The organism is Saccharospirillum sp. HFRX-2, from assembly GCF_043196805.1.
In the GTDB taxonomy this organism is placed as follows: Bacteria; Pseudomonadota; Gammaproteobacteria; order Pseudomonadales; family Natronospirillaceae; genus Saccharospirillum.
Map to the genome: position 1 here is coordinate 542,570 of NZ_JBEBMU010000001.1, position 14,113 is coordinate 556,682.

The window sequence follows — 14,113 nt, forward strand, 5'->3', positions numbered from 1 at the left end:
GGCTGACAATCATCCTTGCTGTCTTATCGATCTACTCCGATCCGGATCAGGCCAACACAGCTACTGCCTTGTCTTTAGTTGCCAGCGCCTGCAGTTCCGATTCTTCAGTATTGTCGAAGGCAAGGCAATCAGCCATTTAGTTTTCCTTTAGAAGGTATTAGTTTCTGTTATAAAGTCAGTTTTTGTTCCGTTTTGGGGCAGGCTCGCAGACCGCTTCGCGTGGGGAGCCTGTCCGTTTTGCAGAGGTTGCAATGTTCGAACACCTGCCCAATCTGCGCCATTTGAGAGCCTTCAGTGAGGTGGCGGCCAGCGGCAGCATCAGTGCCGCGGCCACCCAGATCTTTCTGTCGCAGTCGGCGGTGACCCAGGCGATCGGGAAGCTGGAGTCCAAGCTGGGAACGACCCTGTTTCTGCGTCGCCATAACGGCATGTTCCTCACCGACGCGGGCGAGCTGTTCGCAACCCGGGTCAATCGCTGCATCGCCTTTTTGCGCGCCGGCCTGCGCGATGCAGTGCGCATCGGCGAGCGCAAAGACCGGGTTGAACGTCATTCGAGTCACCCACTCTATACGCTGATCACCAATGCCCATCTACGCGCGCTGCTGGCGTTGCAGAACGCCACCAGCTATTCCATTGCTGCCCGTCAGATCGGCATCTCCCAGCCGGCGCTGTACCGTTCGGCCGGGGAGTTGGAAGCACTGCTCAACACCTGGCTGTTTGAGAAAACCAGCGTCGGCATCAGTCTGACCCGGGCGGCGTTGCGACTGGCCCGGGCAGCGCGGCTGGCGATCAAGGAAGTCGATCAGGGCATCGAGGAATTGCATGAACTGGCCGGTGCCGATTCGGGCAGCATTCAACTGGGCTGCATGCCGCTGGCGCGGACCTATGTGGTGCCGGCGACCATCAACCAGATGGCGCAGTTCAAGCCGGACGTCAGTGTCGGGGTGATCGAAGGCGCCTACGACGATCTGCTCGGCCGCCTGCTGCATGGTGAGCTGGACATGTTAATCGGCGCCTTGCGCGATCCGGCGCCGAGTCCGGACATTGCGCAGGAACAGTTGTTTATCACCTCCATTTCAGTGGTGGCGCGTTCGGGTCATCCGCTGAGCGGTCGCCGTGGTCTGACGCTCGACGATCTGCACGGCTATGGCTGGGTGGTGCCGCGGCCGGGCACGCCAGCGCGCCGCCTGTTCGATCAGGTGGTGGCCGATCAGGACCCATCGGTGTTACGCGGCGTTGTGGAATGCAGCTCGCAGATTGTCATTCGCGAGCTGCTCACCGATTCCGATCGCCTCACCTTTATTTCCTCGCACCAGGTGCAGCACGAAATTCAGGAAGGCATTCTCAGCGTGCTCGATACCCAACTGCCGTTGACCGAGCGTCCCATCGGCATCACCACCCGCACCGACTGGCGACCGACGCCGACCCAGCAACTGTTTTTATCCATGCTCAGAGAACTCAGTCGGCCGCTGGCTGCTGCCGAGCTTCCTTAAGCCGCAGCTGATGATCGAGCTGCAACGCGGCAATAAAGTCCGGGTCGTGCGATACCACCATCAAGGTGCCCGGATAATCCGCCAGCGCTTGCTCCAGCAGCAGACGCGAATCCAGATCCAGATGGTTGTCGGGTTCATCGAGCAGCAGCAGATCGGCGGACTGTTCGCCGGCGGTCACCGCTAACAACGCTACTTTTAAACGCTCGCCGCCGCTGAGCTGGGCGACTGGACGCAGCGCATCATCGCGCCGCAAACGCATGCCGGCGAGCAGGGTGCGCAGATCGCTTTCGCTGCGTTGCGGATGCAGTCGGCGCAGATTTGCGGTGGCCGATTGCTCGGGGTCGAGCAGCGAAAAGTGTTGATCCAGATAGCGCACCTGACCATGGCACTCACACTGCCCTGAAGCGGGCTCCAACAGACCGGCAATGATTTTCAGCAGCGTCGATTTGCCGCTGCCATTGGCGCCGTCCAGATGCCAGCGCTCGCCGCCGAATACGCTCAGCGTTATGGCCTCATCCGAGCCAAAGGGCAGACGCAGCTCGTTAAGATGCAAGCGCAACCGTCCATCGCTGGCGGCCGTTTGCAGGCTGACCCGCTGCGCCTTGATCTGTTCAACCTCGGCCTTGGCGTCTTTTAATTGCTCGCTGAGGTGCTCGCGGCGTTCGCCTTGGCGTCGCTTCAGCGATCCCAGACTGGCTTCGGCGCGGTTCTTCCGAGCGTCGAGCAAGAGCGTACTCTGGCTGCCGGACTTGCGCTGCTGCTCACCACTGCGGCGTCGCTGCGCGGCCTTTTGCAGTTCGGCCTGCTGGGCACGTTGCAGGCGTTGCTGTTCGCTGGCCAGTCGATCGGCTCGGGCTTCAGCGGCGGCGCGCTGAGCATCGGTCTGAGCGCGGTAGTGATCGTAGTTGCCGCCGTATTCGGCGAGACCCAAGCCCGTCAGTTCGAGAATGTGGCTCACCTGGCGCAGCAGGCTGCGGTCGTGGCTGGCGATCAGCGCACCTCCGGGATGCTGCTGTAACGCTTCCAGCAGCCAGGCGCGACCGGCGCTGTCCAGATGGTTGGTCGGTTCATCGAGCAGCAGGTAATGATCCGGTCGCAGCAGAGCGCGGCACAGCGCCAGTCGGGTACGCTCACCGCCGCTGAGTTCATCAACCCGAGCCTCCAGCGAATGGTCGAGACCGGCGCGATCGAGTTGAGCGCGCCAGTCGGCGGGTTCGTGCCAGCGCTCGGCGAGTCGGTCGAGATCCTCCGGGCTGCCTTGGCCGGCTTCGACGCGGGCGAAGGTATCGAACAGCTCGCCGACACCGAGCGCATCAACCAGACGCGGTCCGTTAAGTCGGTCAAGTTGTCGCAGCCAGAGGGTCGGAACCTGCCAGCTAACCGAGCCGCTGGAGGGCGAACGTTCACCGGCGAGAATGGACATCAGCACCGACTTGCCCTGACCGTTGCGGCCGACCAGACCGGTCAGACCCGGTTGCAGGCTGGCAGACAGGTCGGCAAATAAAACGCTGTCGTCAAAGCTGACGGAGAGGTGGTCGAAGTGACCGGGAGTGGATGGCGTAGGCATAAGCGATTCCTGTCAAAAGCGACAGATCGCGGACCAGCAGCACAGTAAGGAGATATAAAGGTAGAGCGAAACCGACGCGACCTGTCATCACACAAGATACCGGTGGTGTCACCGGACGAGAGCGAAGATGAGCAGGCTTAGTTCATGGGCGTCGGGGCCTCAGTGATTCAAAACACGCCGAAATGTTAGCACAGCATTTTCGGTCACACGACTTTAACCAAACGACCTAGAGCGCCGATAAGGTCTGATATTCCTCCAGCGCGAACTGATCGGTCATGCCGCTGACCATGTCTTGTAGCAGCCGGCAACGGCAGTAGGCTTCCCAGAGTTCCGTTTCGGTTTGTGGATGCTGGCGCAGTTGGTGATAGGCGGCCACGTGTTTGTTGGGCAGTCGTTTAAACAGCAGCGATTCAACCAGCAGACCTTTGCGCTCGCCGTTACAGAGCCGGTCGAAATCGGCCATTGGCAACATCAACAGCGGCCGGTAGTGATCGAGCAGACCGTTGATGATGGTGTAACCCTGCAGCTCCAGCGTTTCCACTTCCGGCACCGAGAAAATCGATTTCGCCGCCACCGTTTTGAAGGTTTCGATCACCGCATGACAAGGCGAATCGTCTTCCAGCAGCGCCCGGTTCAGATTGCCGTGATAGACCGCCTCGATGTTATCGACAAAGGCCTGGGCCGCGTGTTTGACCAGCGGATGAATCAGCTGCACGCGCAGCCATAAAAAGAACTGGTGGTCTTTGTTGATGTCTTCGTCATCGGCGCGCTGGACGGCGTAGTCGATCAGGTTGCGGAAGGATTTGTTGTTAAACGCCGGCTGGCGGAAGTCGGTGGGTAAGCGCTCACCAAAGGCGTCGAGCAGTTGGTCGGCCACCTGACGATAACTGAGAATGCCTTTGTCGACGCCATCTTCGATATCGGCCAGACAGTAAGCAATGTCATCGGCGGCTTCCATCAGATAAGCCAGCGGATAGCGATGACCCGGTTCCAGATTCAGCGCCTGTTGCAGGTCCTCGATATAGGGCTGCTCGGACAGGTAATAGCCGGGTTTCTTCTTCAGGTACGACAGCGGATCACCGATCTCCGGACGTTCGTCGGTAGCGCGGCGGGTGTACTTCAAAATGCAGGCGGCCTGGCTGTAGGTCAGGTTGAGCTTGAGCAGATTGCTGACCAGTCGAATCGCCTGGGCGTTGCCTTCAAAGGAACTCAGCTCGGTGATCAGCGATTTGGCTTCGCCCGCTTCGAGCTTGAAAATCGGTACTGCCTCGAGGTTGCGCGAGAACCAGTCGGAGATCGCCGCCTCACCAAAATGACCGAAGGGCGGGTTGCCGATGTCGTGCATCAGGCAGGCCATTTCGGTCAGGCTTTCCAGAGCACGTTCCAGACCGGCCAGACCGTATTGCTCGGCGTCGCTGCCCAGCAGATCGAAAACAGTGCGCACCAGAAAGCGACCGTTTTGCTGCACTTCGAGCGAATGCGTTAAGCGCGAACGCACCGCTGCATTGCGCTCCAGCGGAAATACCTGGGTCTTCTGTTGCAGCCGTCGCACTGCTGCCGATTGAATAATGCGACCGCGATCGCTTTCCAACGCCACTTCAAACAGCGCAATGCCTTTGGTCGCAACGCCCTGATGCTCGATACCCGGCTGTTGGTTGCCCTGCAGAAAGGGTCGTTCCTGGGAGAGCTTGTCGCGAAAATCGATCATGGTCGGCTGCCGTCAACGGGAAAGCGCCAAGATACCCAAGCCAGCAAGGTAACCACAACCTTACCGATTAAAACAGCGGCGCTAAAACAGCAGCCACAGCACCACGGTCAGCGACAGGAAAGAACTCAGCGTCGCCACCACTAAGGTCGCCGCATAACGACTGCCATCCAGATAGTGGCCGGCCAGCACCGGATAGATCGACAGCATCGGCATGGCCGCCGCCAGAATGGCGATGGTTTGCAGCTGCGCATCGAAAGGCGGCAACCACCACACCATTAAAGCGACCAGCGCCGGGTGCAGTACCAGCTTGGCCAGCGTAATAACAGCAATGGCGCGGCGATCGCCTTTGATCTGAGTGCCGACCAGCGAGCCACCAATCACAAAGAGCGCCACACCGGCGGCGGCCTCGGCAAGAAATTCCAGGCTGCGATCGATCACGCCCGGCAGCGTCCAGCCGGTCAGACTGAACAAGAGCCCGGCGAGAATGCCAAGCAGAATGGGTTGGGTGAACAACCGGCGCACAAAGTTGATCAGCACCTGGCGCGTCGAACCGCCCTCGGCCAGCGCCCGGTTCAGCTCCAGAATCATCAGCGTCAGCGGCATGATCAGCAGATTTTCCACCAGCAGCGTCATGGTGAAGGCGGCCGCTGGCAGCGTACCAAACACCTGCAGCAAGACGGGATAACCGATAAAGGCCGAGTTGCAGATGGCGCTGCCCAAAGCATTCAGCGTCGCCGCGCTGGTCTGGCTGCCAAACAGGCGGCTGAGACCAAACACCAAGACAAACGCCAGCAGCGAACCACCGCCATAAGCCAGCAGATAAAGCGGTTCGATCACTTGCCGGATGGGCGTGTGCGCCAGCGTCGAGAAAATCAGTGCCGGCAGGCAGAAGTAGAGAACAAAGCGTCCCATACCAGGAACGGCATTCTTTGGCAGCAGCTCGGTTTTGACGGCGAAAAAGCCGATGCCGATGACAAGAAAGATCGGACTGATGATCGGTAAAACAGCAAACATGGTGGCTCCGCTGGGTCTTTAACGGCGCTCAAAGTGGGCGTCGAGGCTCGGCAGTCTAGCGTAACAAGATGTTAAAACCAGAAGGCTGCACGGTCGATTTAAAACATCCCTCATTTTTAAAAACGTGGAATGTTATTGAATTGAGCTGCAAAACTGTCTAGCGTTCGCATCGCGAAATGTCGAATCACATACAATAAGAGGACAACAACAATGACCCGCATTTCTGCCCAGGCTGCTGTTGCGGCCATCGCACTGACAACCATCGGCGCTGTTTCGGCCGAGACTATTCGTTTTGCTCACGTAGACCCCGCCGAATGGACGCAATCCAAGAAGGGTGCGGCCAGCCAGGTGTTTAAAAACCTGGTGGAAGCGGAAACCGATATCAGCGTTGAGCTGTATCCGGCCGGTTCTCTGGGTGGTGAAACCGAACTGATCGAAGGCGCACAGGACGGCAGCATCACTGTTGTTATGGTCTCTGGCGCTTACGCCAACTTCTGCCCGGCAGCGGCGGTTACCGACATTCCCTACACCTTCCCGAACGCGCCTCTGGCCTGGGAAGTGATGGATGGTGAATTCGGTGATGCGTTGGCGGCGCACTGTCTGGAAGAGACTGGCCTGCGCACCCTGGCGTATGGCGAGACCGGCTTCCGTAACTTCACCAACTCGGTGCGTCCGATCGCTGAACCGGCTGATATGGCGGGTTTGAAGTTCCGCGTACAGACCATTCCGCTGTACCTGGAAATGGTGCGTGGTCTGGGCGCCGAGCCGCAAGGTATCGCTTGGGGTGAAGTTCCGACGGCCTTGGCCACGGGCGTGGTTGATGGTCAGGAAAACCCGATCTCGGTTATCTACAGCAACAACTTCTTCGAATTTCAGGATTATCTGACGCTGGACCGTCACGTCTACGGCGTCGACCACATCCTGATCAACGATGAGTTTTATCAGTCACTGGACAGTGAGCAGCAAGCGGCCATTCAACGTGCGGCCATTGTTGCCGGTACCACCGGTCGTGCCATTCAGCAGTTTGGTTCCGCCGACGGCATCGCCAAGCTGGCCGCCGAAGGTATGGAAATCACTCAGCCGAGCGCCGAGCAGATGGAAAAATTCCGTGCGGCTGCCCAGCCGGCGGTGCAAGCCTACCTGCGTGATGAGCTCGGCAGCGATGCGGTCTGGATCGATCGTCTGGCGGAAGCCGTTGACGCCGCCCAAGGTAACTGATTCCTTGATGCTGTTAGGGTCGTCCATTGGGCGACCCTGTTAATCACAGCCTTCTCTCGTTGCAGGAAATTCTGACTCATGTTGAGTGTTTTAACGGCGCTTCGGCGCTGGCTGATGCGCATCAATGCCTTTGGCGCCGGTTTGATGATGTTGCTGGTGTTCGGCATCGTTTTCGCCAATGCGGCCTGGCGCTATGGCGCGGGCAAATCCATCGTCTGGGGTGAAGACATCGCTGTCTATGCGATGATTTTCGGCATCATGTTCGGCATGGCGCTGGCCTATCTGCAAGACGGCCATGTGCGTTTTCATTTTGCCAGTTCGATTGTGCCCAAGCGCTGGCGTCTTGGTCATAGAGTGTTAATCGATATTCTGGTTTTGCTGGTGGGTATTGGTCTGACCTGGTCGGCGTTTGAGTTTATCGCCAGCCGTGGCGGACGGGCGTCACCCAGTACCGGTATTCCCATGGGCGTGTTTCAGTCGGCGGTGTTGATCGGCGGTGTGTTGTTGTCGATGTCGGCGGTCACTATGGGACTGTGGCGCTTCGTTGAAACGGAGGCCGCGGAACAATGACTTACGTTATTTTATTAGCCACCTTGCTGCTCGGCGTGCCCTTTGCGTTCGCCATTCTGGCGGCGCTGTTGTATCTGATGCTGACCGGCGATTTTCCGTATCACATTCGCATCGTCGCCCAGCAGACTTTTTCCGGTTTGAGTTCCTTTCCGTTATTGGCGGTGCCGCTGTTTATTCTCGCTGGCGAGCTGATGAACGAAGCCGGTATTACCCGGCGCATTATTAATCTGGCTAATGCTTTGGTCGGACGCATGAAAGCCGGTCTGGCGCAGGTGAATATCTGGGCGTCGGTGATCTTTGCCGGCCTTTCCGGTTCGGCCATTGCCGATACCTCGACGCTCGGTCGTGTCTTTATTCCGTCGATGGAAAAAGAAGGTTACCCGCGTGCCTTTGCCGCTGCCTTAACAGCCGCTTCTTCGGTTATCGGGCCGATTATTCCGCCCAGTATTCCGATCATTATTTATGCCTTAACTGTGACCGGTGTGTCGGTGCCAGGTTTGTTTATGGCCGGTATTGTTCCGGGCTTGTTGCTGGCCTTGGCGCTGTCGATTTACGTCTGGTTGTTTGCTGGCAAGATCGGCGCCAGCCAGACCTTGCAGACGGGGTCGCGTCGTAAGGCGGTACTGTCGGGACTGGTGCCGCTCTTTATGCCGATCTTTGTGGTCGGTTCCATTCTCGGTGGTCTGGTGACGCCGACTGAAGCGGCGTCGTTCGCGGTGGTCTACGCGCTGATCGTCGGGGTGGTGTTTTATCGCTCTATTTCGATTGGCAGTCTGCCGCGTATTTTCTCGCGTGCCATGCGCGACAGCGCAGTGATTATGATCATCATGGGCGCCGTTTCAGCAGCCAACTGGGTACTCACCTTTAATCGCGTGCCTAATATGATTACCGAGTGGGCGCTGGCCACTGTCGATGCTCAGTGGACTTTCTTGCTGGCGGTCATGTTGCTGTTGTTGGTGGTCGGCCTGTTCCTCGAAGGCATTGCCGCTATTTTGGTGCTGGTGCCGATCCTGCATCCGATTGCCGTTGGCCTGGGGATTGACCCTTTGCACTTTGCCATCGTCGTGGTGTTCAACCTGATGATCGGTTTGATCACGCCGCCGCTGGGGCTTTGTCTGTTTGTTTCCGATGCCATAGCGCGCACTGGTATGGCGGCGATTATTCGTCATCTGCTGCCCATGTTGCTGGTGGAAATTCTGGTGTTACTGGTCATCGTCTTTGTGCCCGATCTGGTCACCTTCCTGCCGCGTCTGGCCGGTTATTAACAAAAGGATCTGACTTAAAATGAGCGATTTTCCAATAGATAACGAAGCAGAATTACCGCTCTATGAGCAGATGCGTAATGCGCTGATTTACGGCAGTTACGAACCCGGCCAGAAGTTAAAAATCGATGTGTTAAAGCGTGAATTTTCTGCCGGTCAAAATGCCATTCGCGAAGCCTTGGTACGCTTGAGTGTTGAAGGTCTGGTGGTGGCGGAAGACCAAAAAGGCTTTCGCGTTGCACCGGCAGGTTTGGACGAATTAAAAGACCTGGCCTATATGCGCAACCTGCTGGAAAGCGAAGCTGTGGGTCGTTCCATTGAGGTCGGTGACTTGGAATGGGAAGGCCGGGTTGCGGCGGCCATGCGTAAATTGCATCGCACCGAAGAAGCCTTGCTGAACAATGAAACCAGTGTCGAGTTGTGGACCCGTTATGACCAGGAATTTCATCTGGCATTAATGAGCGCCTGCGGTTCCAAACTGATGATTCGCACCTATCAGGATCTGTTTTTGAAATACCGCCAGTACGTGGTGCGGGAATTAAAAACTCAGGGTTTTCGTGGTCGGGAAATCATTGCTGAACATCTGGCGATTGGCGAAGCGGCGCTTGCGCGTGACAAAGAAGGTTGCCTGGCGCTACTGCGTGAACACGCCAACACCTATCTCGACCGTCAGTTAAAACAGGAGCGGCACTGAGATGTTTCCTTCCATTGCCACCGTCTGTCTCAGCGGCGCCTTGCCGGAAAAACTGGATGCGATAGCGCGCGCCGGTTTTGAAGGCGTCGAGCTGTTCGAGAACGATCTGACTGCCTTCGATGGCAGCGCTCGTGAAGTCGGTGAATTGATTCGTGAACGCGGTTTAAAGCTGGTCACTTTGCAGCCGTTTCGTGATTTCGAAGGCCTGGAAGGTGACGATCGCCGCCGCGCTTTCGATCGTGCCGAGCGCAAGTTCGATCTGATGGAAGAGCTGGGTACCGATTTATTAATGGCCTGCAGTTCAGTGCATCCGCGCGCCTTGCCTGGCATCGCTCGCGCTGCTGAAGACTACCGCGAACTGGGCGAACGCGCTGCCAAACGCGGTCTGCGTGTTGCCTTTGAAGCCTTGGCCTGGGGCCGGCATATTCATGACTATCGCGACAGCTGGGAAGTGGTGCGCCGTGCCGATCACCCATCCGTCGGGTTAGTGCTCGATACCTTCCATATTTTCTCGCGCGGTACTGAACTGGGCACCTTGGCGGGTATTCCCGGCGATCGAATTTTTTTGGTGCAAACCGCCGATGCGCCACGGCTGTCGATGGATCATTTAAGTTGGAGTCGTCATTACCGCTGCTTCCCTGGCCAGGGTGAATTGCAGATGCGCGACTTTATGACCGCGCTGGCGGAAACTCGCTATGACGGCCCGCTGTCGCACGAAATTTTTAACGACGTTTTCCGCACCGGTCGCAGTCGTCAAACTGCGCGCGACGGTCTGCATTCCTATAAGTTACTGCAGACTATGACCGGCACAACCGAGGTGCCGGCAGAGCAACCGATTGCAGCGGTGGAATTTATCGAGATCGTCACCACCGACGATAAAATCGATGGCCTGCGCGATACCTGTCGTGCTTTAGGCTTGGCGCCACTGGGCAAACATCCGACCAAAACCGCCGAACGCTGGGGTGTCGAAGGCGTCAATCTGGTGCTCAATACCGAGCGCGATTTTGCCGAACGGTTTCACGGTGGTCGTCAGACCGCGGCGGGTGCTTTTGGTCTGCGCGTGGGCAACAGTTACGAAACCATTCAGCGCGCCCGCCAGTTGGGTTATCCGTTAATTGAGCCGACTGACGATGCGACCAGTCACGGCATGACCGCGCTCGACAGCACCGAAGGTTCGCTGGCTTATCTGCTCGATGAACCTCTGGCCAGTCGCGTTTGGGATACCGAGTTCAGTGTCGAACGTCAGGCGCCGCAAAGCGGTTTGTTGACGGCGGTGGATCACCTCAGCTTGTCGTTGTCTTACCACGATTATCTGTCGCTGCTGCTGCAGTATCGGGCGCTGTTTCAACTGGAAACCACGGCCTCTTTCGACGTCGCCGACCCGCGCGGTCTGATTCAAAGCCAGGTACTGCACAGCGCCGGAGGCGACTTCCGTTTGGCGTTAAACGCCAGTGCTTCACCCGACACCACAAGCAACAAATTTGTGCGTCGTCAGGGCGGCGCGGGTGTGCAGCATATCGCACTCGCCAGCAGCGACATCATCGCCAGCGCCGAGCGCTTGCAAGCCGCCAAGGTGCCGGTGTTGGAAATTCCCGCTAATTATTATCGTGATTTGCAGGCGCGTTTTGATCTGGAAGACGATCATCTGGCCGACCTGCAACGGCTGAACATTCTCTATGACGAAGACGAGTCGGGTTGTTTCTGGCAGCTCTACACCCAGCCGATCCACGACACCTTCTTTTTTGAAATCGTCCAGCGCGACGGCTATCAGGGGCTGGGCGCACCCAACGCCTTTGTCCGGGTCGCTGCGCAACGCCGCGCCGAACGCGCGACCATGACTGAGGAATTGTAAGCATGTTGAAGTTGGGATTGATTGGAGAAGGCATCGGCCAATCCAAGTCCCCTGATTTGCACCAGCGTCTGGGTGGTCTGGTCGGCATCGACACCGACTATCAATTGATCGACGCGCTCAATGAAGCGGATTTCGATTTTGCCGCTACTGTCGAGCGCGTACGCCAAGCCGGTTATCGCGGTGTGAATGTCACCTTCCCGTTCAAAGAGGCGGCTTTGCGTCTGGCCGATCATGCCGGCGAAGGCGCACGTCGGGTCGGTTCGGCCAATACTTTGCTGTTCGAAGCGTCCGGTATTCGCGCTGAAAACACCGACTACACCGGCTTCGTCAGCGCCTACCAATACAGCCTGGGTGAGCGTCCGGTCGGGCGGGTGTTATTGGTTGGCGCCGGTGGTGTTGGGCGGGCCGTTGCCTGTGGTTTGGGTGAGTTGGGCGTTGAGGAGTTGTTGATCGCCGAGCGTGATAGTGCGCGCGGTGAAGCGCTGGTGGCGCATCTGGTTGGCCTGGGCATAAAGGCCCGTTTCGTCAGCGCGGCCGATGGACAGGCTGCGCTGGCGCTTTGTTCCGGGCTGGTCAATTGCACCCCTGTGGGCCATCGCAATCATCCGGGTTGCCCGGTGGATCCGAGCCCACTGACGGCTGATCACTGGGTGTTTGATGCGGTCTATATTCCGGCCCACACCGAGTTATTACAGGCGGCTGAAGCGGCGGGTGCGGCGGTGCTCAGTGGCGTGGAGCTGTTCGCCTTCCAGGGCATTGATGCCTACCGCTTTTTTAGTGAAGGCCTGGTCGAGGCGGCGCAGCTGAGTGAAGCTGCGCGTGGTATTCGTGATCATTATTACCAGCAATTAGTTCTGGCGGCTGATCACTCGTAAGGACGAATCTTGGCCGCTTCAAACCGATAACCGGCGGTGCCGATGTCGGTTTCGGTCTTGGCGATGGTCAGCGTGCCTTCGGCCCAATAAGGTTCGAACAGATTGTCGAAGGGAATGGCTTCGTCCAGCACCACATGCACAATCTGGTTGGATGGCGGTGGCGGGGTGTGAATGCAGGCGCCGTAATAAGGCACCAGGAAAAATTCGCGTACCGCATCGCCGGCGTTTTCCAGTGGCACTAAGAAACCGGGCAGGCGGGTCTGCTGACCGTCGAGGCTGGTGACCAGCGGTACTTGCGACATGGCGTCCTGCAAGTCGGCGAACAGTCGCTGCGCTTCGGGGTCGGAATCGTCCAGTTCCTGAATGTTATAGCTGTCCAGATCGATCTGATCGCGGATGGTCTGGAAGTCGAAATCTTCTGGCAATAAGTCGTCCCAGCTGAGTTCGCGGTAAGCCAGATCATCCGGATTGGCGATCGGCTCGATGGTCTCACTGGGTTCCAGATCACGCTCTTCTGCGGACAGTTGAGACGGGGTTGCACCCAGCGCCGGCTCGACGGCCGGTTGGTTGGCCTGGGCTTCAATATCGGCACTGACCTTATCGTCGGACTGGCCGCAGGCGCTGAGCAGAGCGGTGGCAAATACCAGGCTAAAGAGTGGAAGACGGATCGACATCGGTAGCAGTCTGCCTTGGAATGTGCGGGATACGGTATAACATCTAACGAAGGGTGCAAGCGGTCAGGGGTTGCACGACGCAGGTTTACCCGGCCTTGACTGTGCGAGGCCGGGTCCAGCGCCACCAGGCTCAGTCTGCCATTGGGTGGTAACGCCAGCCTTGCATTGATTTTTGATTCGCCAATTGCAGATCGAACAGAACACGGCCGTCGGCGTTGGTCAGATCAGTGATCTCAACCTCACGGGTATAGAGCCCTTTCTCCACCCGGATTTGTTTCGGCACGGTGACTTCGCCAGCGGCGACGGTGAAGCTGCCGTCAATATCTTCCAGGCGAATGCCACGGGCATCGCGACGGATGTCTTCGCGTTTTACAAAGCGGTATTCACCATTGGGTAAACGACCCAAAACGGCGTAAGTTTCCCCTTCACGCACCACCATGCGCATCCGGTCGACGTCGCCGGTGGCAACATTTTCAACGCTGAAAATATAGTTGTATTCCAGCTCCGCATCGCCTTTCACGACGATGTCGGTACCGAAGACCACCAGACCTTCCGGTTCGCCATCATAGGGCGCCATCGTTGGGCTGATGCTGCAGCCGGTTAGCAGTAACACAGATAAAACAGCCGTCAGGCCGAGCGTTTTCAAAGCAGACATAGGGCACTTCCGAAAGTGGTTTGAACGGTGCCGCAGCATAACGCAGGCGCAGGCTGATATGCACCTTCCATCAGTCATGGATGCGTTGATGGCGGTGGCAGGGTGACCACATCGAACCAGTAGGTGTCCATGGTGCGGATCAGTTCACGCAAACCCTCGAAACGCAGTGGAAAACGCAGCACGCTGTTGGCACCGAACTGATAGAGAATTCGGGCCAAGGCCGGGTTCTCGCCCTCAATTAAGGCCACCAGTGGCACGCTGCGCCAGCGCGGTAACAAGCGGATTTCCTCAACCGCTTTACGGCTACGCTCGGCATCGTTCAGGTAGGCAATTAAACACAGGTCGATGCGCGCCATCGGGGTGGCAACAACACCGGAGCCCAGAGCGGCTTGCTGATAGTGGTCGATATCGCAAAACTGATGCAGGTGATGGCACAGTTGATAACCGGCTAACGCCTGCTCGATATGCTGCGCCAGAGCTGAATCGTCAGTCAGCAAGAGCAGATGATGGTTGCGATAAGCAGGCATGGCG

13 protein-coding genes are annotated in these 14,113 nt (G+C 57.8%); 7 read left to right on the forward strand and 6 right to left on the reverse strand.

Annotation, left to right across the window (positions count from 1 at the left end; translation table 11 throughout):
- Nucleotides 1-251: 251 nt before the first annotated feature.
- On the forward strand, nt 252-1,493 hold the full coding sequence (locus tag ABMA60_RS02740) for a LysR family transcriptional regulator (RefSeq protein WP_392798338.1): 1,242 nt from the start codon (nt 252-254) through the stop codon (nt 1,491-1,493).
- On the opposite strand, the gene ABMA60_RS02745 is transcribed toward ABMA60_RS02740, so the two are convergent.
- From ABMA60_RS02745 to ABMA60_RS02755, 3 genes are all read right to left on the reverse strand, one after another.
- Nucleotides 1,459-3,060 (reverse strand): ABC-F family ATP-binding cassette domain-containing protein, encoded by a 1,602-nt coding sequence (locus ABMA60_RS02745; protein WP_392798341.1) that lies wholly within the window; start codon nt 3,058-3,060, stop codon nt 1,459-1,461. The two genes, ABMA60_RS02740 and ABMA60_RS02745, sit on opposite strands and share 35 nt — an antisense overlap.
- Nucleotides 3,061-3,286: 226 nt before the next feature.
- Nucleotides 3,287-4,768: a dGTPase gene (gene dgt, locus ABMA60_RS02750; RefSeq protein ID WP_392798344.1), complete on the reverse strand. Its 1,482-nt coding sequence runs from the start codon at nt 4,766-4,768 to the stop codon at nt 3,287-3,289.
- 81 nt (nt 4,769-4,849) lie between these two features.
- Nucleotides 4,850-5,782 carry an AEC family transporter gene (locus ABMA60_RS02755; RefSeq protein WP_392798346.1) on the reverse strand — a complete coding sequence of 311 codons (933 nt, stop codon included), beginning with the start codon at nt 5,780-5,782 and terminating at the stop codon, nt 4,850-4,852.
- Nucleotides 5,783-5,992: 210 nt separating this feature from the next.
- Here ABMA60_RS02755 and ABMA60_RS02760 point away from each other — a divergent pair, with 210 nt between their 5' ends.
- From ABMA60_RS02760 to ABMA60_RS02785, 6 genes are all read left to right on the forward strand, one after another.
- A complete protein-coding gene (locus ABMA60_RS02760) occupies nt 5,993-7,000 on the forward strand; it encodes a DctP family TRAP transporter solute-binding subunit (protein WP_392798349.1) in 1,008 nt (335 codons plus the stop codon).
- A gap of 78 nt (nt 7,001-7,078) precedes the next feature.
- Nucleotides 7,079-7,570, forward strand: coding sequence for a TRAP transporter small permease (locus ABMA60_RS02765; protein ID WP_392798353.1), 492 nt, complete (start codon nt 7,079-7,081; stop codon nt 7,568-7,570).
- The gene (locus tag ABMA60_RS02770; RefSeq protein ID WP_392798356.1) at nt 7,567-8,835 is read left to right on the forward strand and encodes a TRAP transporter large permease; all 1,269 of its coding nucleotides are present in this window, start codon (nt 7,567-7,569) and stop codon (nt 8,833-8,835) included. Before ABMA60_RS02765 ends, ABMA60_RS02770 begins: the two co-directional genes overlap by 4 nt.
- Nucleotides 8,836-8,854: 19 nt before the next feature.
- Entirely contained in the window at nt 8,855-9,526 is a 672-nt protein-coding gene (locus tag ABMA60_RS02775) for a GntR family transcriptional regulator (RefSeq protein WP_392798359.1), read from the forward strand.
- Between the two features lies 1 nt (nt 9,527).
- Complete coding sequence (locus ABMA60_RS02780; RefSeq protein WP_392798361.1) at nt 9,528-11,378, forward strand: bifunctional sugar phosphate isomerase/epimerase/4-hydroxyphenylpyruvate dioxygenase family protein; 1,851 nt, start codon at nt 9,528-9,530, stop codon at nt 11,376-11,378.
- 2 nt (nt 11,379-11,380) lie between these two features.
- A complete protein-coding gene (locus ABMA60_RS02785; protein ID WP_392798364.1) occupies nt 11,381-12,253 on the forward strand; it encodes a shikimate dehydrogenase family protein in 873 nt (290 codons plus the stop codon).
- Here the strand turns inward: ABMA60_RS02785 and ABMA60_RS02790 are convergent.
- The 3 genes from ABMA60_RS02790 to ABMA60_RS02800 all read right to left on the reverse strand — a co-directional run bounded on the left by ABMA60_RS02790 (nt 12,244) and on the right by ABMA60_RS02800 (nt 14,109).
- The gene (locus ABMA60_RS02790; RefSeq protein WP_392798367.1) at nt 12,244-12,927 is read right to left on the reverse strand and encodes a DUF3299 domain-containing protein; all 684 of its coding nucleotides are present in this window, start codon (nt 12,925-12,927) and stop codon (nt 12,244-12,246) included. The two genes, ABMA60_RS02785 and ABMA60_RS02790, sit on opposite strands and share 10 nt — an antisense overlap.
- A gap of 130 nt (nt 12,928-13,057) precedes the next feature.
- Nucleotides 13,058-13,582, reverse strand: coding sequence for a hypothetical protein (locus tag ABMA60_RS02795; protein ID WP_392798370.1), 525 nt, complete (start codon nt 13,580-13,582; stop codon nt 13,058-13,060).
- Nucleotides 13,583-13,656: 74 nt separating this feature from the next.
- A complete protein-coding gene (locus ABMA60_RS02800) occupies nt 13,657-14,109 on the reverse strand; it encodes a hypothetical protein (protein ID WP_392798372.1) in 453 nt (150 codons plus the stop codon).
- Nucleotides 14,110-14,113: the final 4 nt, after the last annotated feature.